The sequence below is a fragment of the Variovorax sp. NFACC27 genome, from assembly GCF_048301545.1.
Classification (GTDB): Bacteria; Pseudomonadota; Gammaproteobacteria; order Burkholderiales; family Burkholderiaceae_C; genus Variovorax; species Variovorax gossypii.
This window is the reverse complement of sequence record NZ_CP157613.1, coordinates 5,939,833-5,960,710: the sequence shown is the minus strand read 5'-3', so window position 1 is coordinate 5,960,710 and position 20,878 is coordinate 5,939,833. Positions and strand designations below refer to the sequence as shown.

At 67.8% G+C, this 20,878-nt stretch carries 19 protein-coding genes; 10 read left to right on the top strand and 9 right to left on the bottom strand.

Features of this window, described 5'->3' with window-relative positions:
- Positions 1-166: 166 nt before the first annotated feature.
- The 4 genes from ABL840_RS28050 to fhuF all read right to left on the bottom strand — a co-directional run bounded on the left by ABL840_RS28050 (position 167) and on the right by fhuF (position 5,902).
- Entirely contained in the window at positions 167-2,518 is a 2,352-nt protein-coding gene (locus ABL840_RS28050) for a TonB-dependent siderophore receptor (RefSeq protein WP_093304124.1), read from the bottom strand.
- A 259-nt stretch (positions 2,519-2,777) separates the two neighbouring features.
- Positions 2,778-4,079 (bottom strand): lysine N(6)-hydroxylase/L-ornithine N(5)-oxygenase family protein, encoded by a 1,302-nt coding sequence (locus ABL840_RS28045; protein WP_093303329.1) that lies wholly within the window; start codon positions 4,077-4,079, stop codon positions 2,778-2,780.
- A 96-nt stretch (positions 4,080-4,175) separates the two neighbouring features.
- Positions 4,176-5,021, bottom strand: coding sequence for a N(5)-hydroxyornithine transformylase PvdF (locus ABL840_RS28040; RefSeq protein ID WP_093303331.1), 846 nt, complete (start codon positions 5,019-5,021; stop codon positions 4,176-4,178).
- Between the two features lie 104 nt (positions 5,022-5,125).
- Entirely contained in the window at positions 5,126-5,902 is a 777-nt protein-coding gene (fhuF, locus tag ABL840_RS28035; protein WP_093303334.1) for a siderophore-iron reductase FhuF, read from the bottom strand.
- A 248-nt stretch (positions 5,903-6,150) separates the two neighbouring features.
- Between fhuF and ABL840_RS28030 the strand changes: the two genes are divergently transcribed.
- The 8 genes from ABL840_RS28030 to ABL840_RS27995 all read left to right on the top strand — a co-directional run bounded on the left by ABL840_RS28030 (position 6,151) and on the right by ABL840_RS27995 (position 14,960).
- Complete coding sequence (locus ABL840_RS28030) at positions 6,151-7,833, top strand: cyclic peptide export ABC transporter (RefSeq protein WP_093303336.1); 1,683 nt, start codon at positions 6,151-6,153, stop codon at positions 7,831-7,833.
- Entirely contained in the window at positions 7,830-8,432 is a 603-nt protein-coding gene (locus ABL840_RS28025; protein WP_093303340.1) for a Fur family transcriptional regulator, read from the top strand. Before ABL840_RS28030 ends, ABL840_RS28025 begins: the two co-directional genes overlap by 4 nt.
- 111 nt (positions 8,433-8,543) lie before the next feature.
- Positions 8,544-9,632: an efflux RND transporter periplasmic adaptor subunit gene (locus ABL840_RS28020; protein ID WP_418116379.1), complete on the top strand. Its 1,089-nt coding sequence runs from the start codon at positions 8,544-8,546 to the stop codon at positions 9,630-9,632.
- Positions 9,629-11,626 (top strand): ABC transporter permease, encoded by a 1,998-nt coding sequence (locus ABL840_RS28015; protein ID WP_093303345.1) that lies wholly within the window; start codon positions 9,629-9,631, stop codon positions 11,624-11,626. Before ABL840_RS28020 ends, ABL840_RS28015 begins: the two co-directional genes overlap by 4 nt.
- A 2-nt stretch (positions 11,627-11,628) precedes the next feature.
- Positions 11,629-13,071, top strand: coding sequence for an efflux transporter outer membrane subunit (locus ABL840_RS28010; RefSeq protein ID WP_093304125.1), 1,443 nt, complete (start codon positions 11,629-11,631; stop codon positions 13,069-13,071).
- Positions 13,062-14,378: a PepSY-associated TM helix domain-containing protein gene (locus tag ABL840_RS28005; RefSeq protein WP_093303347.1), complete on the top strand. Its 1,317-nt coding sequence runs from the start codon at positions 13,062-13,064 to the stop codon at positions 14,376-14,378. The genes ABL840_RS28010 and ABL840_RS28005 overlap by 10 nt, the downstream gene beginning before the upstream one ends.
- A gap of 118 nt (positions 14,379-14,496) precedes the next feature.
- Positions 14,497-14,736: a hypothetical protein gene (locus ABL840_RS28000; RefSeq protein WP_093303349.1), complete on the top strand. Its 240-nt coding sequence runs from the start codon at positions 14,497-14,499 to the stop codon at positions 14,734-14,736.
- A 17-nt stretch (positions 14,737-14,753) separates the two neighbouring features.
- Entirely contained in the window at positions 14,754-14,960 is a 207-nt protein-coding gene (locus tag ABL840_RS27995; RefSeq protein ID WP_143042943.1) for a hypothetical protein, read from the top strand.
- Positions 14,961-14,991: 31 nt separating this feature from the next.
- On the opposite strand, the gene ABL840_RS27990 is transcribed toward ABL840_RS27995, so the two are convergent.
- From ABL840_RS27990 to ABL840_RS27975, 4 genes are all read right to left on the bottom strand, one after another.
- Positions 14,992-16,056: a FecR family protein gene (locus tag ABL840_RS27990; protein WP_418116031.1), complete on the bottom strand. Its 1,065-nt coding sequence runs from the start codon at positions 16,054-16,056 to the stop codon at positions 14,992-14,994.
- Positions 16,053-16,673: an RNA polymerase sigma factor gene (locus tag ABL840_RS27985; protein WP_093303353.1), complete on the bottom strand. Its 621-nt coding sequence runs from the start codon at positions 16,671-16,673 to the stop codon at positions 16,053-16,055. The genes ABL840_RS27990 and ABL840_RS27985 overlap by 4 nt, the downstream gene beginning before the upstream one ends.
- A 272-nt stretch (positions 16,674-16,945) precedes the next feature.
- Positions 16,946-18,391: an FAD-binding oxidoreductase gene (locus ABL840_RS27980; protein WP_093303355.1), complete on the bottom strand. Its 1,446-nt coding sequence runs from the start codon at positions 18,389-18,391 to the stop codon at positions 16,946-16,948.
- The gene (locus ABL840_RS27975) at positions 18,388-18,795 is read right to left on the bottom strand and encodes a DUF2069 domain-containing protein (RefSeq protein WP_093303357.1); all 408 of its coding nucleotides are present in this window, start codon (positions 18,793-18,795) and stop codon (positions 18,388-18,390) included. The genes ABL840_RS27980 and ABL840_RS27975 overlap by 4 nt, the downstream gene beginning before the upstream one ends.
- A gap of 35 nt (positions 18,796-18,830) precedes the next feature.
- On the opposite strand from ABL840_RS27975, the gene ABL840_RS27970 reads away from it, so the two are divergent.
- A complete protein-coding gene (locus tag ABL840_RS27970; RefSeq protein WP_093303360.1) occupies positions 18,831-20,042 on the top strand; it encodes a YihY family inner membrane protein in 1,212 nt (403 codons plus the stop codon).
- On the opposite strand, the gene ABL840_RS27965 is transcribed toward ABL840_RS27970, so the two are convergent.
- Entirely contained in the window at positions 20,039-20,377 is a 339-nt protein-coding gene (locus tag ABL840_RS27965; RefSeq protein ID WP_093209565.1) for an Mpo1-like protein, read from the bottom strand. The genes ABL840_RS27970 and ABL840_RS27965 overlap by 4 nt on opposite strands.
- Before the next feature lie 112 nt (positions 20,378-20,489).
- Between ABL840_RS27965 and ABL840_RS27960 the strand changes: the two genes are divergently transcribed.
- A complete protein-coding gene (locus ABL840_RS27960; RefSeq protein ID WP_093209566.1) occupies positions 20,490-20,876 on the top strand; it encodes a thioredoxin family protein in 387 nt (128 codons plus the stop codon).
- Positions 20,877-20,878 lie beyond the last annotated feature (2 nt).

Sequence of the window (20,878 nt, the reverse complement as noted above, 5' to 3'; positions counted from 1 at the left end):
CGGGTCACGGCCCGCACGCACGCAAGCAAACAAACAAACGGGAAGTGAAAAGAGGAAAGTGAAAAGAAAAACGGCCTTCAGAAATGAAGGCCGTTTTCTTGTCTCGAGAAGACAGGAGGAGAAGGGATCGCCGGGAGCTGACGCCCTCCCGGCCGGCGTGTCGTCGTCAGAAGCGGTATGTTGCCGTCGCGACGACCTTGCGCAGCTCGCCGTAGCGGCAGCTGCCCGAGCTGCAGTTGCTGATGTAGGTCTTGTTGGTCAGGTTGCGCACGTTCAGCGCAAGGCTCCAGCGCTGGAAGTCGTAGCCGACGAGTGCGTCGATCAGCGTGTACGACGGCACCTTGGCTGCCGCGGACTCCTGGTAGCCGTGGTTGGAGCCCATGAAGCGCGCGCCAAGGCCCACCTTGATGCCGGAATCGAAACGGTAGTCCGTCCACACCGACAGCTGGTTGCGCGACACGGCCTGCATCTGCTTGCCGATTTCGCTCGCCGTGCTGCTGGCCGTGACCACCGCCTTCGGCGTGTAGGTGTAGGCCGCGATCACGTTCATGTTCTTGACCGGCTGGAAGGCTGCTTCCAGCTCGAGGCCGCGCACCAGGATCTCGCCGGTCTGCTTCGGCTGGTAGGTCGAGTTGTAGGTGATGTAGTTCTGGCGGCGCAGGTCGAAGATCGCGGCGCTGTACTTGCTCTTGCCGTCCAGGGGCTGGTAGCGCACGCCGGCTTCGTACTGGCGTCCGGTCTCTGGCTTCAGCGGCTTGCTCGTCTCGGGGTCGATCGTCACCGTCGGCGAGAACGATTCGGAATAGCTGATGTACGGCGCCCAGCCGCTCGGATGCAGGTAGACCAGGCCCGCGCGGCTCGTGAACTTGTGGTCCGTGATGCGCGTCGTCGATCCGTCGAGGTAGTTGTTCAGGCGGGCGGTCGCGGTGTCATAGCGGCCACCCAGCGTGGCGACCCAGTTGCCCCACTTGATCTGGTCCTGCAGGTAGAAGCCGGTCTGCTCAAGGCTGGTCTTGGCGTCGAACCACGGGTCCAGGGGGACGACGTCGTTCGTGTACACCGGGTTGTAGCCGTCGATGTTCGAGACCGTGCCGGCGTTGTAGGTGCGCTGGTAGTTGCGCGAGCGCTGGTAGTCGACGCCGAACAGGAAGGTGTGCTGCCAGTCGCCGAGCTTGACCTTGGCCTGCGCCTGGTTGTCGATGGTGAAGAGCCGCGCGCTCTCCTTGCTGCCGAAGGGGAAGCGGCTCAGCGTGCGGAAGTTGGCCGGATCCGAAGGCACGTCGGGGTTGACGGTCACGAAGTTGCTCGCGTTGTAGACCTGCCGGTAGTCGACCTTGATGGAACCGTAGCGCACATTCTGGCGCAGCGTCCAGGTGTCGTTCACGCGGTGGTCGAGCATGTAGCCCACCATCCACTGGTCCTGGTTGAAGTGGTCGAAGCCGGGCTCGCCCACGTAGGTCTTCGGCGAGAACTTGCCGTTCGGGTTGGGCAGCAGCGTGCCGACTTCGGGGAAGCTGCCGTAGGAGCTGCCGTCACGGATGCGCAGGTAGTGCGACAGCAGCGTGAGCGAGGTGTCGCTCGACGGCTTCCAGGTGAGCGACGGCGCGATGTACGTGCGGTCGTTCGGCAGGCCGCTGGCGTCCAGCTTGGCGTCGCGCACCAGCCCGGTGATGCGGTACAGCACCTTGCCCTGCTCGTCGAGCGGGCCCGAGAAGTCGCCCGCGACCTGGCGGCGGGAGTTGTCGCCGAGCTGCACCTGCAGTTCGCGCAGCGGCTCCTCGGTCGGGCGCTTGCTGACCACGTTGATCATGCCGCCGGGGCCGGTCTGCCCGTACAGCACCGACGACGGGCCGCGCAGGACCTCGATGCGCTCGGTGCCGTAGTTCTCGGTCTGCCAGACGGCCCAGCCGTTGTTGTTGCGCAGCTGCAGGCCATCCAGGTAGTAGCCGGGCGTCTGCGCGTCGAAGCCGCGGATGATGGTCCAGTCGAAGCGCGAGTCCGCGCCCCACGGCGACACGTTGATGCCGGGCGTGTAGGCCAGCGCATCCTTCAGGCGCAGCGCGCCGGTCGCCTCGATGAAATCGGACGTGACGACCGAGATCGACTGGGGCGTTTCGATGATCGGCGTGTCGGTCTTCGTACCGACGGCATTGCGCTTGGCGACATAGCCCTTGAGCGGGCCCGAAGCCGTTTCGGCCTCGCCTTCAGCGAGAACGGTGACGGTGGGGAGCGTCGAGGAGGAAGAGGCCGGCAAGTCCGCGGCGCGACGGACGGCGTAGCCGCCGTTTTCAGTCCGGGTGGCGCGCAGGGCGGTGCCCGCGAGCATGGTTTCCAGTGCCTGCGCCACGGTGAGCCTGCCCGACACCGGTTGGGAGCCGACGCCGGCCACCACGTCGCCTGCGGCGAAGACCTGAACGCCGGTCTGCCGCGAGAGTTCGTTCAGCGCTGTTGCCACCGGCTGCGCCGGCACCTTGACCTCGAACACCTGCACGGTCGCCTGGCCCGGTGTCTGAGCCACGGCAACGGGGCTCAGCAAGCCGAGGGCAGTTCCGAAGGCGGCAGCAAGCGCGGCATTCAGTAGATGTTGACGAGGCAAGGGACGCATAAGTCAAGAACTCCAGGGTTTCAATTAAAAGTAAGACGTATTTACCTTCGGGCGCGGATGCCGGCCCGATTTCCGGTCTCTGGCGCTTCTATGAGTAAGACGTTCGAACTCATAAAACAGAGACACACCGTCGCAACTTTTTTTCGCCCCGGGGTCCGATGCCCGAAAAAACTCAGGTTCCGATCGCTTCGCGCTCCTGGTGCACGTGGACGGCAGGGCCGGCCGGCGTTGCGAGCAGGGCGCTGCCGATCTCTCCGGTGCGCACCGACGTGACCGACAGCAGGGTGTCGCTGAGGCCGTGCGAATCCTCGCAGGCACCCTGCAGGTAGATAGCCGGGCGGAAGTCCGGCGTGCCCTGCAGCCGGTAGTGCCGGTCGACCGAGTAGTCCCCCAGGTACGGGTCCAGCGGCGACAGCAGTGTCTTGTGATGCTCCCTTGCATAACCCGTGGCGAGCACGACTGCGTCGTACCGGACGGTGCTCTCGCGCATCGCGTTCTGGTCCCACAGCGTGAGGTGCACGCCTTGGCCGTCGGCGGCCACGCCGCGAATGTCGTGCCGACGCAGGAGGCGCAGCCGGTTTCCGCCGACCACCCGCTGCTGGTAGAACGACTTGAAGATCTGCTGGATCAGCTCGAGGTCGGCCACGGCGTAGTTGGTGTGCCAGAACTCGTCGAGCAGTGCCGCGCGCTCGTCCTCCGAGCGGCTGAAGGTGTAGTCGGTGAACTCGGCGTTGAAGATCTCGTTCACGAAGGGGCTGTCGTCCGCCGGGCGGATCGAGCGGGCACGCGTGATGAGATCGACCTGCGGCGCGCCGGGGCGGCCCTGCAGGTCCATGAAGATCTCGGCTGCACTTTGCCCCGCGCCCACCACGGCCACCCGCCGCGGGTCGCCGATCTGTGCGATGTCCTGCAGGTAGGTGCTGGAATGAAACACGCGCGAGTCGTTCCGCAGGGTGCGAAAGCTGTCGGGAATGTTGGCCATGCCGCCGATGCTGACCACCAGGTTGCGCGTCAGCCGCTCGACGAGCTTGCCCGCGTGGTTGCGCGAGCGCACGCGCAGCAGGGCCACTTCGCCGCCTTTTTCCTCGGGCAGCACCTCGAACGCCTCCTCGCCGTAGGCGCAGGCGTCGTCGAACTGCTCCGCGGCCCACGACAGGTAGTCGTTGAACTCGTGGCGACTCGGAAAGAAGCTCTTGAGGTTGACGAAGTCCGTCAGGCGGCCTTTTTCGTGCAGGTAGTTGATGAAGGTGAAGCGGCTGGTCGGGTTGCGCAGCGTCGCCAGGTCCTTCAGGAACGAGATCTGCATGTGCGCATGGTCCAGCAGCATGTGCGGGTGCCAGGCGAAGCTCAGCTGCTTTTCGATGAACAGGGCGTCGAACGGGCGGCCCGCATGGCGCTTTTCCTCGAGCGCGATGGCCAGCGCGATGTTGGACGGGCCGAACCCGATCCCGATCAGATCATGGACGTGTTGCATTGAAGATCGACTCCTGTGTTTGAAGAGGGCTCGCGTGCGCGAGTGAGGCATTCGCCCGGGACATTGCTGGACATGACGCCGGGTGCGCTCGGGTGTTCACGCGGCAACCGGGGCCGCGGTGGTCTCGGCCAGCAGTGCCAGGCCCTGGTGCAGCGCGGGAAACAGGCTGTTGTTGAAGTTGTTCCAGCGCAGCTCCAGGATCGTTTCTCCGGGCTCGATCTTCGTGTCGAGCACGTCGAAGATGACCTCGCCGGAGTCGATGCCGTTGTCGACGTAGTGGAACGACGCGCCGGTCATGGTGACCGGCGCGACATCGATTTTCTCGAGGGTGTTCCAGTCGACCACCCGCTTGCCCTGCGCGCCGTACAGCGCGTCGAGCGTGGCATGGGCGCCGCGGCGCTCATAGGGCGACTCGATGCGCGTGATGCCGGGATGGATGTTCGCGATCCGCCGGTGAAACGGCGCGCCCGGGCGCACCAGTTCGTCGAGGATCACCAGCAGCCCGTCGAGCACGACGACGTCGGCCTCGAGTTCCACCAGCTTGTCGTACAGGCGGCGCTCGAAGTCGCTCTTTCCCTTGGCGCGGTCGGGGGCGTCGAGAGGTAGTTGCCGGTAGGTCGACGCGATCGGGTGCAGCATGTCGTTCAGCCGCTTGCCTTGCGTGCGCAGGTCCGCGGGGAAGATCCATTTCTTGCCCGGCTCGCAGGCGAAGCCGTAGTCCTGCAGCGACTTGCGGTCGCGCGGCGAAGTCTGGTCGTCGTCGTAGATGATCCCCTCGAGCGAATAGGCGTCGCCCAGCGGCGTGCCGTCCAGCGCCTCGGCGAGGTATTCGAGCGGCGACTTCATGTAGCGCCGCTCGCCCTTGTAGTCGATGAACTGGCCGGCCTGATCGGCCGCGGCATTTCTCAGGGACAGGATGTAGACGAGTTTGGCTTTGGACATGGGCGTTCGGTGTTGGTCTGGTCTGAAGTGGTGGCTGATGTGCCGCCGCCTGAGAAAGACGAGGCAGCCGTGAATCTGTTCATGTGCGAGGGCGCGCGCGCCGCTCAGGCGTCCCGTTCTTCCGCTTCGGCCCGGTCCCTGCGATACGCAGGTGCGAGCGGGCAGGGGCCGCAGTGCGTCTCGCCGGGCAGCAGGTGGTTCAGGCAGCAGTGCCGGTACAGCGTCAGGGTTTCGCAGCGACCGGCCTCGAGCCTGCGCACCTCCCGCCGGGGCGCGTACAGGGGATGGACGTGCGCCTGCGGCCATGTCGCGTCGCGCAGCAGCCGGTCCCGGTCCTGCCTGATCGGCGCCGCGCCGCCGGTAAGGGCCAGTGCTTCGTTCAGGATGGTTTCGATGTGCCGCGCCGTGTTGCTCCAGAGAATCTTCGGCGCGAGCTTCGTCAGGCGGCCGATGGCCGCGAACAAGGGCTCCAGGTGCTGCCAGAACATCGGCGCATAGCGCTGCGCAGTGCTGGCGCCCGGCATCGGCCGGCCCAGGTCGCGAATGTGGAAGCTGAGCGGATCGCCGGCTTCGTCGAAGCTCACCCAGACCTGTTCCGGCGCGGCCGGAAAGGCATGTTGCAGCACGCTGGCGGCAGCCACCATCGGCGGCAGCCACATGCCCAGGTACTCCAGGCTCCATGCGGAGGCAACTGCCCGCAGATCGCGGGCATCGGTGCCGAGATGCCGGGCCTGGCGATGCAGCAGGTCGGTCAGCAGGGCGGGGTCGCGCAGCAGATCGGCCACCCCGATGGCATTGGCGGGCGGCTGCGGCGCGCACTGGAGGGCCTCTCCATGCCTCGCGTGCTCTCCCTGGAACAGGGGCTCCAGCAGCGCAATCATGGCCCGTTCCGGGACCCGGAAGGCAAATGGAATTCGGCGTGCATGCAGCTAGGACGGACAGAGGGCTCCGGTGTTCACGCCGCGGCCGCATGAACATTTCGGAGCGTCGCCCGTTGAATGGGGGAGCGGCTCCGAGCTGCCGGCGACCTTGGCCATCCGCCCGGTCGTCTTTCATTCGTTACCCGTCCGGTCGCTGGGAGGTCCACGCTGCCGGGTCGTTGTCGCCCGAGGGGCGGAAAGACTTTCGCATGACATCTTCGAATGGCGATGCCGCCGAAATCAGGCGCCTGCTGAAGCCTTTTCTCCCATGGATGGCGTTGTCGTCGATCACCGGCATCGCCGCCGGCGTGGCCACCGTGCTGCTGCTGGCCACGATCAACAAGGTGCTGAACACGTCCGGCGGCCTCGCCGGCGGGCTGCTGCTGACTTTCGTCGCGCTGTGCGCGGTGTCGCTGATCGGTCGCGTGGTCTCGGACGTCTCGACCAATCTCGTCGGGCAGCGACTGGTCTCGCAGATCCGCAAGAGCCTGGCCCAGAAGATCCTGTCGGCGCCGATCGACGCGCTGGAGCGCTATCGCACGCACCGGCTGATGCCCGTGCTGTCGCAGGACGTGGACATGATCAGCGACGTGGCCTTCGCTTTCTCCGCGACGCTGATCTCGCTGGCCATTGCCCTGGGATGCCTGACCTATCTGGCGGTGCTGTCCTTTCCGTTGTTCTGCGTGCTGACGGTGGCGCTGGTGATCGGCATCTCCATACAGGTGGTGGCGCAAACCCGCGGCGTGGCCGGTTTCTGGAAGGCGCGCGACTACGAAGAGCAACTGCACAAGGCCTACCGCGGCATCAGCGAGGGTGCGAAGGAGCTGCGCATGCATCGCTCGCGCCGCGCGCTGGTGTTCGGCGGGCAGATCGAACGCATCGTCGACAGCATCCGCACCGTCAACAGCCGGGCGATCAACACCTACGTGATCGCCACGGCCTTCGGCTCGGCGCTGTTCTTCCTGCTGATCGCGCTGATCCTGGGCTGGGCGGCCTTCCGCAACACCGATCCCGTGGTGCTGAGCGGCTTCGTGCTCGTGCTGCTGTTCCTCAAGGGGCCGATGGACCAGATCGCAGGCGCGCTGCCGGGCGTGGGCCGCGCCAAGGTCGCGTTCCAGCGCATCGCCGACCTGTCGACGCGCTTCGCCAGCCCCGAGCCGCACCTGCACCTGGACCGCGCGCCCAGCGAAGTGCGCCTGGGCAATGCCATCGAGTTGCGCGGCGTGCGCTATGCCTTCGACGCAGCGGAGGGCAGCGACGCGTTCGTGCTGGGGCCCGTCGACCTGCGGTTGAACAAGGGCGAGCTGGTCTTCGTGGTCGGTGACAACGGCTCCGGCAAGACCACCATGATCAAGCTGCTGCTGGGCCTCTACGCGCCGCAAGGCGGGGAGATACTCGTCGACGGCAAGGCCGTCACGCCCGAGGCCCGGGACGACTACCGGCAGCTCTTCACCACCGTGTTCTCCGATTTCTATCTGTTCGAGGACCTGGTGGCGGACGGCTCCGGCGGCGCGTCCCCCGCGGGCCTGCCCGAGGCCGCGTTGCCGTACCTCGAGCGTCTGGAGATCGCGCACAAGGTCTCCGTGAAGGATGGTTCCTTCACCACCACCGATCTTTCCACCGGCCAGCGCAAGCGCCTGGCGCTGGTGCATGCGTACCTCGAAGGGCGGCCGGTGCTGGTGTTCGACGAATGGGCGGCCGACCAGGACCCGACCTTCCGTCACCTGTTCTACACCGAGCTGCTGCCCGAACTGCGTGCCAAGGGGCACCTGCTGGTCGTGATCTCGCACGACGACCGCTACTTCCACCTGGCCGACCGCGTGATCACCATGCGCGCGGGGCGCATCGCGGAAGACCGCGCCCGGCCCCGACTCGAAAGCCTCGCCGCGTGAACGACCAGCCGCAAGCACATAAAGCCCTGCAGCAGCAACCGCGTCCCGCCTTCCTGGCTCAGCTGCGGGCGGCCAACCTGCGGCCGTCCGTGGTGCGCGTCTGCGTGCTCCAGACCCTCGCGGATGCCGGGGAGGAGTGGCAGCGAGGCGAAGAAGTTTTCCGCCGCATGCTGCTGCGCGGCACCTCGGTGAGCCTGACGACGGTCTACCGCATCCTCAAGGAGTTCGAGCAGAGCGGCCTGATCATGCGCGAATGGGTGCGAAGCCGCGGCGGTGCCCTGGCGGTGTTCCGCTACAAGATGCCGGACGCCGAGCCCTGCGGCGTGCGCATGCGCTGCGGCGGCTGCGGAGCCGTCGCAGAGGTTCATGACCGCGATCTGCGCGAGGTGCTCATGCGCGTGGCGCTGAGCCGGGGGTTGCCGTCGGCCGGTGCGTTCGACGTGCAGATCCACGGCCCCTGTTCGACGTGTCGGAACCAGGGCGCGACGCCACAGGGTTCGTATGAGCCGCAGTCCGAAGAGCCGGGCAGCCATGGCGCCGGAATGCTGCCGCTGGCCGGCTTTCATTCCCGGCCGCGCACACAGCGCCTTTCAGCCTAGCGGGGTGGCGGGTTGAACAGTGGTGTCAGCAGCGGTGCCGCGAAGGGCGCCGGTCGTCGCTATGCGGTGGCTCTGTCGCTCGTGTCGCTGGCGGCCGTGGCGGGCGCCGGCATGCTCTGGGGGCGCGGCTCCGCCGCCGAGGTCGAGTCGGTGCCAGTGGCGCGCACCACCATCGAATCGAGCGTCACCGCGCTCGGCGTGCTGCAGCCGCGGCACTATGTGGACGTGGGCGCGCAGGTCTCGGGCCAGATCCTCAAGCTGCGGGTGCAGCCCGGCGACATCGTCGCCAAGGGGCAGCTGCTGGTCGAGATCGATCCGAGCGTGCAGCAGGCCACGGTCGATGCTGGCCGGGCGTCGCTCGCGGGCCAGCGGGCGCAGCTGGCCGACCAGCAGGCGCAGCACCGCCTCGCGCAGCAGCAACACGCGCGGCAACGCCAGATGGCGGCCGACGGCGCGACGCGCGAAGAAGACGTGCAGGGCGCCGAGGCCACGCTGGCTTCCGCCGCCGCGCGCGTACGCAATCTCGAAGCCCAGATCGCGCAGACCCAGGCCACGCTGAAGGCCGACGAGGCTAGGCTCGGCTACACCCGCATCTACGCGCCGATGGCCGGCACCATCGTGTCCGTCGAAGCGCGCGAAGGCCAGACGCTGAATGCCACCTACCAGACGCCGAATGTGCTGCGCATCGCCGACCTGTCGTCGATGACCGTATGGTCCGAGGTGTCGGAGGCGGACGTGCGCCGCATCAAGGCGGGCATGCCGGTCTACTTCACCACGCTCGGCGAAAGCCGGCGCCAGTGGCAAGGCAAGGTGCGCCAGCTGCTGCCCGCGCCGCCGGTGCCGGAGAACAAGTCCGGCAACAGCGACAGCGGAGCGCGCCAGTCGGCCGCGGCCAGCAAGGTGGTGGTCTATACCGCGCTCTTCGATGTCGACAACGCCGACGGCGAGCTCATGCCGCAGATGACCGCGAAAGTGTCGTTCGTCGAGTACGCCGAGAAGGACGTGCTCGCTGTGCCGCTGGCTGCACTCGTGCCCGTGGCCGGCAGCGCCGACCGCTTCACCGCCCGTGTGTTGCGCGCCGACGGCAAGGTGGAGCGGCGCGAGCTGCGCATCGGTGTGCGCAACCGCCTGGCGGCGCAGGTGCTGGAAGGGGCGCAGGCCGGCGAGCGCATCGTGGTGGGCAAGGCGGCGAAGGAATGACACCACCTCAGAAGCCCGCACGCGGGGAGACCCCCAGGCCCCTGATCGAGTTGCAGGACATCCGCAAGTCGTACGGTGGCCGCGAAGGGGAGGGCGGCGCGGAAGGCGGCAGCCCCGCCGTGACGGTGCTGCACGGCATCTCCCTGCAGCTGCACGCGGGCGAGTTCGTCGCCATCGTCGGTGCCTCGGGGTCCGGCAAGTCCACGCTCATGCACATCCTCGGCTGCCTCGACCGGGCCAGCGCGGGGCGCTACCTGTTCGACGGGCGCGACGTGTCCACCTTCGACGGCGATGCGCTCGCGTGGCTGCGCCGCGAGGCTTTCGGCTTCGTGTTCCAGGGCTACCACCTGGTGCCCAGCGAATCGGTGCTGGAGAACACGGAGATTCCCGCGCTCTATGCCGGAATGCCGGAAGCCGAACGACATACGCGAGCCGTTGCCCTGCTCGAACGGCTGGGCATGGGCGCGCGGCTGCACCACCGCCCGCACCAGCTCTCGGGCGGCCAGCAGCAGCGCGTGGCCATCGCGCGTGCGCTGATGAACGGCGGGCGGATCATCCTTGCGGACGAGCCCACCGGCGCCCTGGACAGCAAGAGCGGCGCTGAAGTGATGGCGCTGCTGCACGAGCTGGCGGACGCGGGCCACACCGTCATCCTCATCACCCACGACCGCTCGGTGGCGGCGCAGGCGCGGCGCATCATCGAGATCCGCGACGGACGCATCGTCGAGGACTCGGGCGGCATGGAGCCATCGGCCGTTGCGGTCGACATCGAGATGCCCGACCCGCAGGCGTCGCGCGGCGGAGCCTCCATGGCGGCCGACATGCGCGAGGCCACGCGCACGGCGTGGCGCGTGATGTGGAGCAACCGCTTTCGCACCGGGCTCACGCTGCTGGGTATCGTCATCGGCGTGGCGTCGGTCATCGTGATGCTCGCGGTCGGGGGCGGCTCGCAGAAGAAGGTGATGGCGCAGTTCGAGACCTTCGGCACGCGGACCATGTTCGTCTCGGCCCAGGTCGCGAGCACCCGCAATCCCGGCGCACCGCTGACGCTGGCCGACGCGGACGCCATCCGCATGCTGCCCAACGTCGAGGGCGTGGCGCCCTACATCGAAGACAAGGTGGTGGTGCGGCGCGGCAACATCGACCACCTGACCGAAGGCGGCGGCGCCACGATCGATTTCTCTCCGGTGCTCGGATGGGGCGTGGCCGAAGGCGTGATGTTCGATGCGGACGACGAGCTGCGCGTCGCCAAGGTCGCCGTGATCGGCCAGACGGTGCGCAAGCTGCTCTTCGCGGACGGGCAAAGCCCCGTCGGCCAGGACATCCTGGTGGACAAGGTGCCGTTCCAGATCGTCGGGGTGCTGGCCGCCAAGGGCGCCAACGACGGCGAGGACCAGGACGACCGTGTGGTGGTGCCGCTGTCCGCGGCGACGACGCGGATCTACGGCCACCCGCATCCGACGTGGATCGCCGTGCAGGTGCGCGACATCGAGCGGGCGCAGGAGACGGCTGAGGCCATCGAGGCGCAGCTGGCGCGCCAGCAGGCCGGCCGCGAAGTACGCATCTGGAACCGCGTCGAGGCGCTGCGCGTGCAGACCGAGACGGCGCGCGCGATGACGCTGATGCTGGGGCTGATCGCCATCGTGTCGCTGATCGTCGGTGGCATCGGCGTGATGAACGTGATGCTCATGACGGTGCGCGAGCGCACGCGCGAGATCGGCATCCGCATGGCGACGGGCGCGCGCCAGCGCGACATCCTCCGGCAGTTCATGACCGAGGCGGTGCTGGTGACTTCTGTGGGCGGCACCGTGGGCGTCGTCGCAGGGCTGGGCATCGTCGTGGGGCTGATGCTGGCCGGCGTGCCGGTGCTGTTCTCGCTGGCGGCGAGCGTGGGGGCATTCGGCTGCGCGGTGCTGACGGGCGTGATCTTCGGGTTCATGCCGGCGCGCAATGCCGCGCGGCTCGACCCTGTGGTGGCGCTGGCGGGAGAGTGACCGTGCCCAGGACGCGCTCCGTTTACGTTGCCTGTTGGACGGCCCTGCTGTGCGCGGCGTTGTCGTCCGGCTGTGCGCTGCACGGCGACCGTGCCGAGCGCGCGGTGGAGCTTCCCTCCGTGTGGCGCCACGCGCAGGTCGACGACACCACGGGCCCGATCGATGCGCAGTGGTGGCGCAGCTTCGGCAGCACGGAGCTCGACGCGGTGATTGCGCGCGCCCGGTCGCAAAGCAACGATCTGGCCGCGGCTGTCGCGCGGGTGCGGCAGGCCGATGCGCGGACGCGCATCGCCGGCGCGGCACTGCAGCCCCAAGTCACGGCCAGTCTCGGCATCAGCCGCGAGGGGCGCCTGGGCGGTGCTGCCACGGTCGCCGGCAGTACCTATGCCGCTGGTTTTGCCGCCACCTATGAACTCGACCTGTGGGGCCGAAGCGCCGCGTTGCGCGACGAGGCGCTGCAAGGCTCGCGTGCCAGCACCTTCGACCGCGACACGGTGCGGCTCACGGTGACGGCAGACGTCGCCGGCACCTGGCTGCTGGCGCTGGCCCTGCGTGAGCGCACCGAGATCGCCGCGCGCAATCTCGACAACGCGCGCCGCGTGCTGGCGCTGGTGGAGGCGCGCAGTCGCGCCGGCGCCGTGTCGCCGCTGGACCTCGCACAGCAGCGTGGACTGGTGGCCGCACAGCAACGTGCACACGCAGCATTGCGTCAGCAGGCCAGCGACGCGAAAACCGCACTGGCGCTGTTGCTGGGCACCACGGCACCAGCGTTCGAACTGCAAGGGCCGCAGCTCGATGCGCTTCAGGTTCCCGTCATCGTCGTGGGCGCGCCTTCTGCCTTGCTGGTGCGGCGCCCGGACATCGCGCGCGCGGAAGCCCGGTTGGCCGCCGCCGACGCCAACGTGCTGGCGGCACGCGCCGCGCTGCTGCCGACCGTTTCCCTGAGCGCGACGGTGGGCACCGGAGAAAGCCGTTTCGGCAGGCTCTTCGACAACCCGATCTACAGCCTGGCTGCCGGTCTGGCCGCGCCGGTCTTCGATGGAGGGCGCCTGGCCGGCAATCGGCAACTGGCCGAGGCGAAGCGCGAAGAACTGCTGGCCGACTACCGGGCCGTGATCGTCGGTGCGTTCGCGGATGCGGAGACCGCGCTGAATGGTGTATCGGCGATCGATGCGCAGGCCGCGGCGCAAGCAGCCGAGTTGGCCGAGGCGCGCCGTGCGGCAGAATTGTCCGAAGCCCGCTATCGCGCGGGCGCCGAGACCCTGCTCGCGCTGCTCGATGCGCAGCGCACCCTCTACGTCGCGCAGGATCTTGCGGTGCAGCTGCGCATGGCGCGTCTGCAGGCTCGGGTCTCGCTCTACCGTGCAATGGGCGGTGGATGGCAGGAGCCCCGGTGCACGGGTGTCGCGCCCGCCGCCGATGAAGGACATACCGAATGCGTTTGATGCTCGTGGCCCTGCATCGCTGGGCCGGCCTCCTGATGGCCGCATTTCTGTTCGTCGCCGGCCTGACTGGCGCCGTTATTTCGTGGGACCACGAAATCGACGAATGGCTCAATCCGCATCTCACGGATGCCCGCACGACCGGGCCTGCCTTGCCGTCGCTGGAGCTGGCCCGGCAGATCGAGGCGCGGCATCCGCAGGTGCAGGTGTCGGCGCTGCCGATGGCTGCCGAGCCGGGGCATTCGCTGGCCTTCGGCGTGCAGGCGCGCGTCGATCCCGCCACCGGCCAGCTGTTCAAGCCCGGCTTCAACCAGGTCTTCATCGATCCGGCTTCCGGCGAAGAACTCGGGCGGCGCGAATGGGGTGCGGTCTGGCCGATCAGCAAGGAGAACTTCGTCTCCTTTCTCTACGTGCTGCACTACAGCCTGCACCTGCCCAAGTTCTGGGGCATCGACCGCTGGGGCGTATGGCTGATGGGCGCGATCGCGCTCGTCTGGACCATCGACTGCTTCACCGGCTTCTACCTGACGCTGCCGATGCGCCGGCCGAAGAAGCCCGCGGCGGGCGAGGCGCGCGCAGCCGACGGAGCCAAGGCCTGGTGGCAACGCTGGAAGCCCGCGTGGAAGGTCCGCTGGGGTGGTGGTTCATACAAGCTGAATTTCGACCTGCACCGCGCCGGCAGCCTGTGGACCTGGGCGCTGTTGTTCATCGTGGCTTTCACCGCCTTCTCGCTGAACCTGTACCGCGAGGTGTTCTTTCCTGCGATGTCGCTGGTGTCCGACGTGACGCCCACGCCCTTCGAGCAACGCCAGCCCGCGCCCGAGGAAAAACCGGTGATCCCCCGGCTCGGCTATGCAGACGTGCTCGGCAAGGTAACGCAGGAGGCGCAGCGTCTCGGTTGGCAGGAGCCCGTGGGGGAGCTCTTCTATGCCGAGCTCTTCGGCATCTACGGCGCGCAGTTCTATGCGCCGGAAGACGAGCATGGGTCAGGCGGCGTCGGGCATCGGATCCTGTATGTCGATGGCGTTGACGGGCGCTTCGTCGGCATCCGTGAGCCCTGGAAGGGCACGGCCGCCGACATATTCGTGCAGGCACAGTTCCCGGTGCACTCGGGCCGCATCCTCGGGCTGCCGGGGCGCATCCTGATTTCCGTGATGGGCCTGGTGGTGGCCATGCTGAGCGTGACCGGCGTCGTGATCTGGCTGCGCAAGCGCAAGGCGTACCTGAAATCCCGGGAGCAGCAACAGCAACAGCAGGTCACAGGGCCTCTCGTGCTGCCACCCGCGACGAGTGCGGAAACGCCCGGCTGAACATTCCGGTCTTCGAAACGTCATTTTCAAGAGACGCCTTTGCGCGCCGGCATTCCCGGGCCCGCATCGGCCTCGACGGTCGTCATCCCGAATCAACAACACAGCGCCTGGAGTAGCCGTGGCCCCGCAAAACCATCCGGAGGCGCAGTGCGCCGAGGAAACCGCATGGCGTCTCTACATGGACCTCAGAGAGAACCCATGCCGCACGGGCGCGTTGAAGCTGACGCACTGGCTGCGGGAAGACCAGGCGCATCCGCGCGCATTCGACCGTGCCCTGCGCCTCTGGGCGCTCGCGGGTGCCGCGCTGGTCGTCAGTCGCCGCAGGAATTTTCATCCGCCCACGGGCGGGCTCGAATGACGCGCGAGGGGCCGGTCATGCGCACCCTCGTGCCCGACGAATGCATCCGCACCGCGGCGTCGCTCTTTGCCTGCGTGCATGCGTCGCCGACCTTGCAGAACACCGAGCAGCTGGCCCAGTGGTTGGGAAAGGACCCGCGCCATCTGCGTGCGCTCGACATCGCGCTTGCGGAGTGGGGCCTGGCGCAGTCCGGTCACCCCGTCGGGAACGTGCCCGGCGCCTGAGAAGCAGGCACGCGGCGAAGGACCGATCGACTCAGCGCACTCGCAGGGCCACGCTGCCATCCGGCCGCGGTTCGGTGGCAAGGGGCAGGATCGTCGGCAGCACGGCAACGAGGCCGTCGGAATCGTTGGTGCGAAAGCGGCCCGACAGTCGCATCGCGTCGATGCGCGAGTTCGTGCTGACGATGGGCTGTGCGCGATAGCTGTTGACCGCGGCCAGGGCGTCGCCGAGCGGCGTGTTCTCGAAGACCAGCCAGCCGCTGCGCCAGGCGGACAGGGCGGCCGTGTCCGTCTGCCGCACGGCGGCTGCGTGGCCGTCCTGGATTTCCAGCAGCTCGCCCATGCGCAGGTCGATCACTTCCGCTTCCGTGCCGGCGGAGCCGTCCCGCGGCGATACGCGCACGCGCACATGGCCATGCTCGACGCCTACGGTGAGTGGGCCGCCGCGGTCGCGCACCGTGAATGCGGTGCCGACCACTTCGATGCTGGCACCGCGCGTGCGGACATGAAAGGGGCGGCCCGTGTCGCGCGCGACCTCGAAGCGCACTTCGCCGTGCGCCATGTCGACGGTGCGGCGCTGTCGATAGAGCGTCACGTCGATCGCGCTCTGCGGCGCCAGGTCGAGTTGGCTGCCGGGCGCATCGCCGCGGCCGTCGGTCAGCGTCACCTTCAGCATCTGCGCGGTCCGGGTTTCGTAGGCTGCGCGAAACACGGGTTGCTGCCAGTACCACTGCACGCCCCGGCCCGCGACCAGGCCGGTGCCCAGGAAGGCTGCGACCGAAAGCAGCATCTTGCGGCGCTGCTGGCGGTGCGTCGACGCCGTGGCGGCGGCTGCCGCATTGGCCATCAGAGCGGCTTCGGGTTCGTCGAAGTGCGCGCGCAGGTCGCTCGCCATGCCGCCGAGCGCATCCCAGCGCTCGTGCGCCTCCTGCACGGCCGCCGCGTGTTCCGCCGATTTGCTGCGCCACTGGTCGAGCAACGCGCGGGCGCGGCCCGCGGCCTCGCCGGGGGCGATCTCGCCTTCGACGATCAGCGCGAGCGCGCGCTCGATCAGCCGTTCGCGCGGAGGAGCGCCGACCGCCATGCTGCCGCCGTTCACGAGAAGTCTTCTGCCAGTGCCGCGTCGAAGCCCGGCCGGCTCAGCACGACCTGGGGTTCGATCAGCTCCGAGCGCAGTTCGGCGAATGCGCGCGAGCAGTCGATGGTGGCGCGCAGCAGATGCTTGGCCACGGCCATCTCGGTGATGTTCAGCCGCTGCGCTATTTCACTGCGCGTGTGGCCGTAGGCGCGAAACAGCAGGAAGACTTCGCGTCGGCGCGGCGGCAGTTGTTCCATGGTTTCGACCACCCGTGCCAGAACCCGTTGCTGGGCCACGACGTATTCGCTGGACTGTGCCGTCTGCTGCGTGCCGATGCCCGCGTGCGTGCCGGCCCACTCCTGGGCGACCTTGCGCCGGCGGGCGTCGTCGACGCACAGGTTGCGCGCCACGCGAAACAACAGGGCACGAGGCGATTCGATGGCGTTGGCATTGGCGTCCTGCAGGTCGGGCAGGGCATCGCCGCGATTGCCGCCGCGCGCCTTCAGGGCTGCCGTGTAGACCCGCTCGAAGCTCGATTGCGCGATGTCGGCCGCGTAGTGCGGATCTCTCAGGTCGCGAGTGAGCTGCCGGCGCAAGTCCGCATAGTGAGCTACAAGTTCCTGGACGAGGTCGCGCATCCGGCCGCCTTCTCGCAAGCATCGACGATGGATCCCGGGGCTGCTTGCCCGAACGCATCGACAAGACTGCCCCGACTTCCGCATGGGAAGAGGCGGGCGGGCCGTGCAGGTGCTTGGCTTTGAAGATCCCGGGGTGAGTGAATAAGAACTATTCTTATTGGAGTGTATCACCGAATTGTTAGCACAAGACATGACTGCGGCGCGTCACGGATCGCCCGGCCGCTCGGCGCCGGGAAAGAGCGGGCCTGGGCGAACGCGGTCCGCAGGTCAGCCTAGACCCGGATCACGCGCCCCGGATTCAGGATATTCTTCGGATCGAGCCCGCGCTTGATCGCCCGCATCATCTCCAGCGCCACCGGCGACTTGTGCTTCTCGAGCTTGTCGACCTTGAGCGAACCCACGCCGTGCTCGGCCGAGAACGAGCCGCCGAACTTCTCGACCGCGTCGTACACCAGCGTGTTGATGCGCTCTTCCTCGTTCTTCAGGAAGGCCTTGGTATCGACGTTCTCCGGCGCCTGCACGTTGTAGTGCAGGTTGCCGTCGCCCAGGTGGCCGAAGTTGACCAGCCGCACGCCGGCGATCTCGCGTGCGAGCAGCGCGTCGGTCTCCTGCACGAAGGCCGGGATGCGCGAGACGGGGATCGAGATGTCGTGCTTGATGTTCAGGCCTTCCTCGGCCTGCGCGAGCGGAATGCTCTCGCGGATGTGCCACAGCTGGTGCGCCTGCGTGAGGTTCTCGGCCACCACGGCATCGGTCACGCAGCCGTCCTCGAAGGCGGTTTCGAGCAGCGCCTCGAAGCGCGCGCGGGCATGGTCTTCGGACTCGCTGTCGGAGTTCTCGAGTAGCACGCAGTAGGGCACGGCATCGTCGTCGATGAAGGGCACGCGCAGCTGGGGCATGTGCTTGTCGACCAGGCTCAGCGCGAACTTGCCCATCACCTCGAAGCCGGTGAGCCCCGGGCCCAGGTGCTTGTGGGCGAGACCAAGCAGCGTCACCGCGTGGTCGAGCGAAGGCACCGCGGCCCAGGCCGTGAGCTGCGCGGCGGGCAGCGGATAGAGCTTCATGGTCGCCGCGGTGATGATGCCCAGCGTGCCCTCGCTGCCGACGAACAGGTCGCGCAGGTCGTAGCCGGTGTTGTCCTTGCGCAGGCCGCTGGTGCCTTCCCAGATCTCGCCCTGCGGCGTGACCACTTCCAGGCCCAGGCACAGCTCGCGCGTGTTGCCGTAGCGCACGACCTGCGTGCCGCCCGCGTTGGTGGCCAGGTTGCCGCCGATGGTGCAGCTGCCCTCGGCCGCAAGGCTCAGCGGGAACAGGTAGCCCTGCTTCTCGGCGGTTTCCTGCAGGGTCTGCAGGATGCAGCCGGCTTCGACCGTCATCGTGAGGTTGGCGGCGTCGATCGTGCGGATCGCGTTCAGGCGCTGCAGGCTCAGAACCACCTGCGTGCCGCTGTCGTCGGGAATGGAGCCGACCGCGAGGCCGGTGTTGCCGCCCTGCGGAATCACGGCCGTGCCGGCCGCGGCGCAGGCCTTGACCACGTCGGCCACCTGCTGCGTGTTGGCCGGCCGCACCACGGCCAGCGACTTGCCGCGCGAGCGCTTGCGCCAGTCCTGCTCGTAGGCGGTGAGGTCGCCCTCGTTGAGCACATGCGACGCGCCGACGATGGCGCGCAGTTGTTCGATCAGGGAAGCGGAAGAAGCAGAAGCAGCGGTTGTGTTCATTGGGCGGAAGCCTCCAGTTGGCGGGCAGCGTTCTTGGCGTGGCGCAGGCGCAGCCGCACATGCCATGCGCAGGCGGCGAAGAGCACGAGGCACAGCAGCACCTCGATCAGCGCGAGCACCTGGCCAACGCCGTTGGTGTCGCTCCAGGCGCGCACCACGCCCTCGGTGAAATAGAGCCAGATCATCAGGCTGACCCAGCGGTAGGTGTACATGCGGTTCTTCCAGAGCCCCGCGAGCGGAATGACGAGCGGCAGCACCTTCAGCGCCATCAGCGAGCCGCCCGGACGCAGCGGCGCGAGCCAGAGTTCCCAGGCAAGGCCCAGCACGATGAGGCCGAGCAGGCTGCCCACGGCGGCCCAGCGGGTGGCGCGAACGGAAGATGGAGGAAGCGGGGTGTCGGACACGGTGGGCGGCGGGCGCTGCGAAAAGGGCGGATGGCATGATACCGGCCATGAATCGACGGCAGCTCTGGAGGGATCTTTCGCGCTTTCCGTGGCGCAACACCGCGGCGGTGCTGGGCGAGCGTTTCCGCGAGGATCGGCTCGGCCTCACGGCCAGCAGCCTGACCTTCACCACCACCATCGCGATGGTGCCCTTCTTCACGGTGGCGCTGGCCCTCTTCACCGTGTTCCCGATGTTCGCGAAGATGCAGGGCCGCCTGCAGCGCTGGCTCATCGAGAGCCTGATTCCCGACAACATCGCGCGTCAGGTGCTGGGCTACCTGAACCAGTTCGCGAGCAAGGCCAGCGGGCTGGGCATCGCGGGCCTGATCGTGCTGCTGATCACCGCCATCGCGCTGATCCTGACCATCGACAAGACGCTCAACAACATCTGGCGCGTGCGCTCGCCGCGGCCGTTCGCGCAGCGGGTGCTGATCTACTGGGCCGCGATCACGCTGGGGCCGATCATCCTCGCGGTGAGCCTCTCGACCACTTCCTACGTGGTCTCGGCCACCAGCGACGTGGTGGGGCGCGGCATGGTGAAGCTGTTCTTCGATACCTTCGAGTTCGCGCTGCTGGCAGTCGGCATGGCGTCGCTGTACCACTACGTGCCCAACACCAACGTGCGCTGGTCGCACGCCTGGGCCGGAGGCATCTTCGTGGCGGCGGCCATCGAGATCGCCAAGCGCGTGCTGGGCTACTACCTGAGCCTGGTGCCGACCTACTCCGTGCTGTATGGCGCGTTCGCCACGGTGCCTATTCTTCTGGTGTGGATCTACGTGGCCTGGGTGATCGTGCTGCTGGGCGCGGTCATCGCGGCCTACCTGCCGAGCCTGCTGACGGGCGTCGCTCGGCGCGGCGGCACAGCCGGCTGGCCGCTGCAATTGGCGATGGAAACGCTGCAGCACCTGGCCCGCGCACAGGCCACGCCGGCCAAGGGCATGGGCGCGACCGAACTGGTGACGCGCATGCGCGTCGATGCGCTGCAGCTCGCGCCGGTGCTCGAGACGCTGGTGGCGCTCGACTGGATCGCACCGCTGGCGGAGGAGCCCGCCAACGAGGACCCGCGTTACGTGCTGCTCGCAGACCCGTCGACGCCCATCGAGCCCTTGCTGAAAGAGTTGCTGATGCCGCAGGCCGAGCCGCTTGAGGACCTGTGGCAGAAGGGGCCGCTGCGCTCGCTGAGGCTTGGCGACGTGCTCCTGATCTAGATCTTTACCCTGCCGAGCCAGATGTCGCGATACATGGCCCAGTCGCCCATGAAGGAATAGAGCGGCCGCTTGAACGAGGCCGGCTTGTTCTTCTCGAAGCCGAAGTGCCCGACCCAGGCGAAACCGTAGCCCGCCACCAGCCCGGCCAGCAGCCACAGCGGGTTGAGCGTGACCACCAGCGCCACCAGGCACAGCAGCGAGATCGTCGAGCCCGCGAAGTGCAGCCGCCTGCAGGTGATGTTGGCGTGCTCGGTCAGGTAGAAGGGATAGAACTCCGCAAAGCTCTTGAATTGGCGCGGATCGACGGCAGATCCCGAGGCAGTCGTGGTGTTCATCGAGGGTCTCCTGTATCCCCCGGATCTCGTGGAATGGGGGCTTTGTCCATAATAGCCACGACCTTCCGGCCGCACCATCCGGCCTTCCGATCACACCACTGACGCATCAGCCTTGAGCGCCCTACCCAGCACCCCCGAATCCGTCGATCCGGCCGGCAGCGATGCGCCGTGGGTCGTCTGCCTCTGCGCCGAATGGTGCGGCACCTGTCGTGACTACCGGCCGCTGCTCGAAGAAGTGGCTCGCGCGAACCCGCAGTTCCGCTTCGCCTGGGTCGACATCGAGGACCACGCCGACATCGCCGATGCCTTCGATGTCGAGACCTTCCCAACCCTGCTGGTCGCGGGCGCGGACGGCACGCGCTTCCTGGGCCCGCTGCTGCCGCATGCCGAGACGCTCTCGCGAATGCTCTCCGCGCTGCAGCCGCCGAAGCCCTCGAGCCTCGACGTCGACCTGCTGCTGGCCGTGCTGAACAAGAAGCCCACCGTCTTCACGGTCTGACC

What these genes read in the sequence shown, in the direction of transcription:
- fhuF (WP_093303334.1), bottom strand. Translation starts at nt 5,902, where the DNA reads ATGATTGCGCTGCTGGAGCCCCTGTTCCAGGGAGAGCACGCGAGGCAT.
- ABL840_RS28015 (WP_093303345.1), top strand. Translation starts at nt 9,629, where the DNA reads ATGACACCACCTCAGAAGCCCGCACGCGGGGAGACCCCCAGGCCCCTG.
- ABL840_RS28020 (WP_418116379.1), top strand. Translation starts at nt 8,544, where the DNA reads ATGCTCTGGGGGCGCGGCTCCGCCGCCGAGGTCGAGTCGGTGCCAGTG.
- ABL840_RS28005 (WP_093303347.1), top strand. Translation starts at nt 13,062, where the DNA reads ATGCGTTTGATGCTCGTGGCCCTGCATCGCTGGGCCGGCCTCCTGATG.
- ABL840_RS28040 (WP_093303331.1), bottom strand. Translation starts at nt 5,021, where the DNA reads ATGTCCAAAGCCAAACTCGTCTACATCCTGTCCCTGAGAAATGCCGCG.
- ABL840_RS28030 (WP_093303336.1), top strand. Translation starts at nt 6,151, where the DNA reads ATGACATCTTCGAATGGCGATGCCGCCGAAATCAGGCGCCTGCTGAAG.
- ABL840_RS27985 (WP_093303353.1), bottom strand. Translation starts at nt 16,673, where the DNA reads ATGCGCGACCTCGTCCAGGAACTTGTAGCTCACTATGCGGACTTGCGC.
- ABL840_RS28045 (WP_093303329.1), bottom strand. Translation starts at nt 4,079, where the DNA reads ATGCAACACGTCCATGATCTGATCGGGATCGGGTTCGGCCCGTCCAAC.
- ABL840_RS27980 (WP_093303355.1), bottom strand. Translation starts at nt 18,391, where the DNA reads ATGAACACAACCGCTGCTTCTGCTTCTTCCGCTTCCCTGATCGAACAA.
- ABL840_RS27970 (WP_093303360.1), top strand. Translation starts at nt 18,831, where the DNA reads ATGATACCGGCCATGAATCGACGGCAGCTCTGGAGGGATCTTTCGCGC.
- ABL840_RS27995 (WP_143042943.1), top strand. Translation starts at nt 14,754, where the DNA reads ATGCGCACCCTCGTGCCCGACGAATGCATCCGCACCGCGGCGTCGCTC.
- ABL840_RS27965 (WP_093209565.1), bottom strand. Translation starts at nt 20,377, where the DNA reads ATGAACACCACGACTGCCTCGGGATCTGCCGTCGATCCGCGCCAATTC.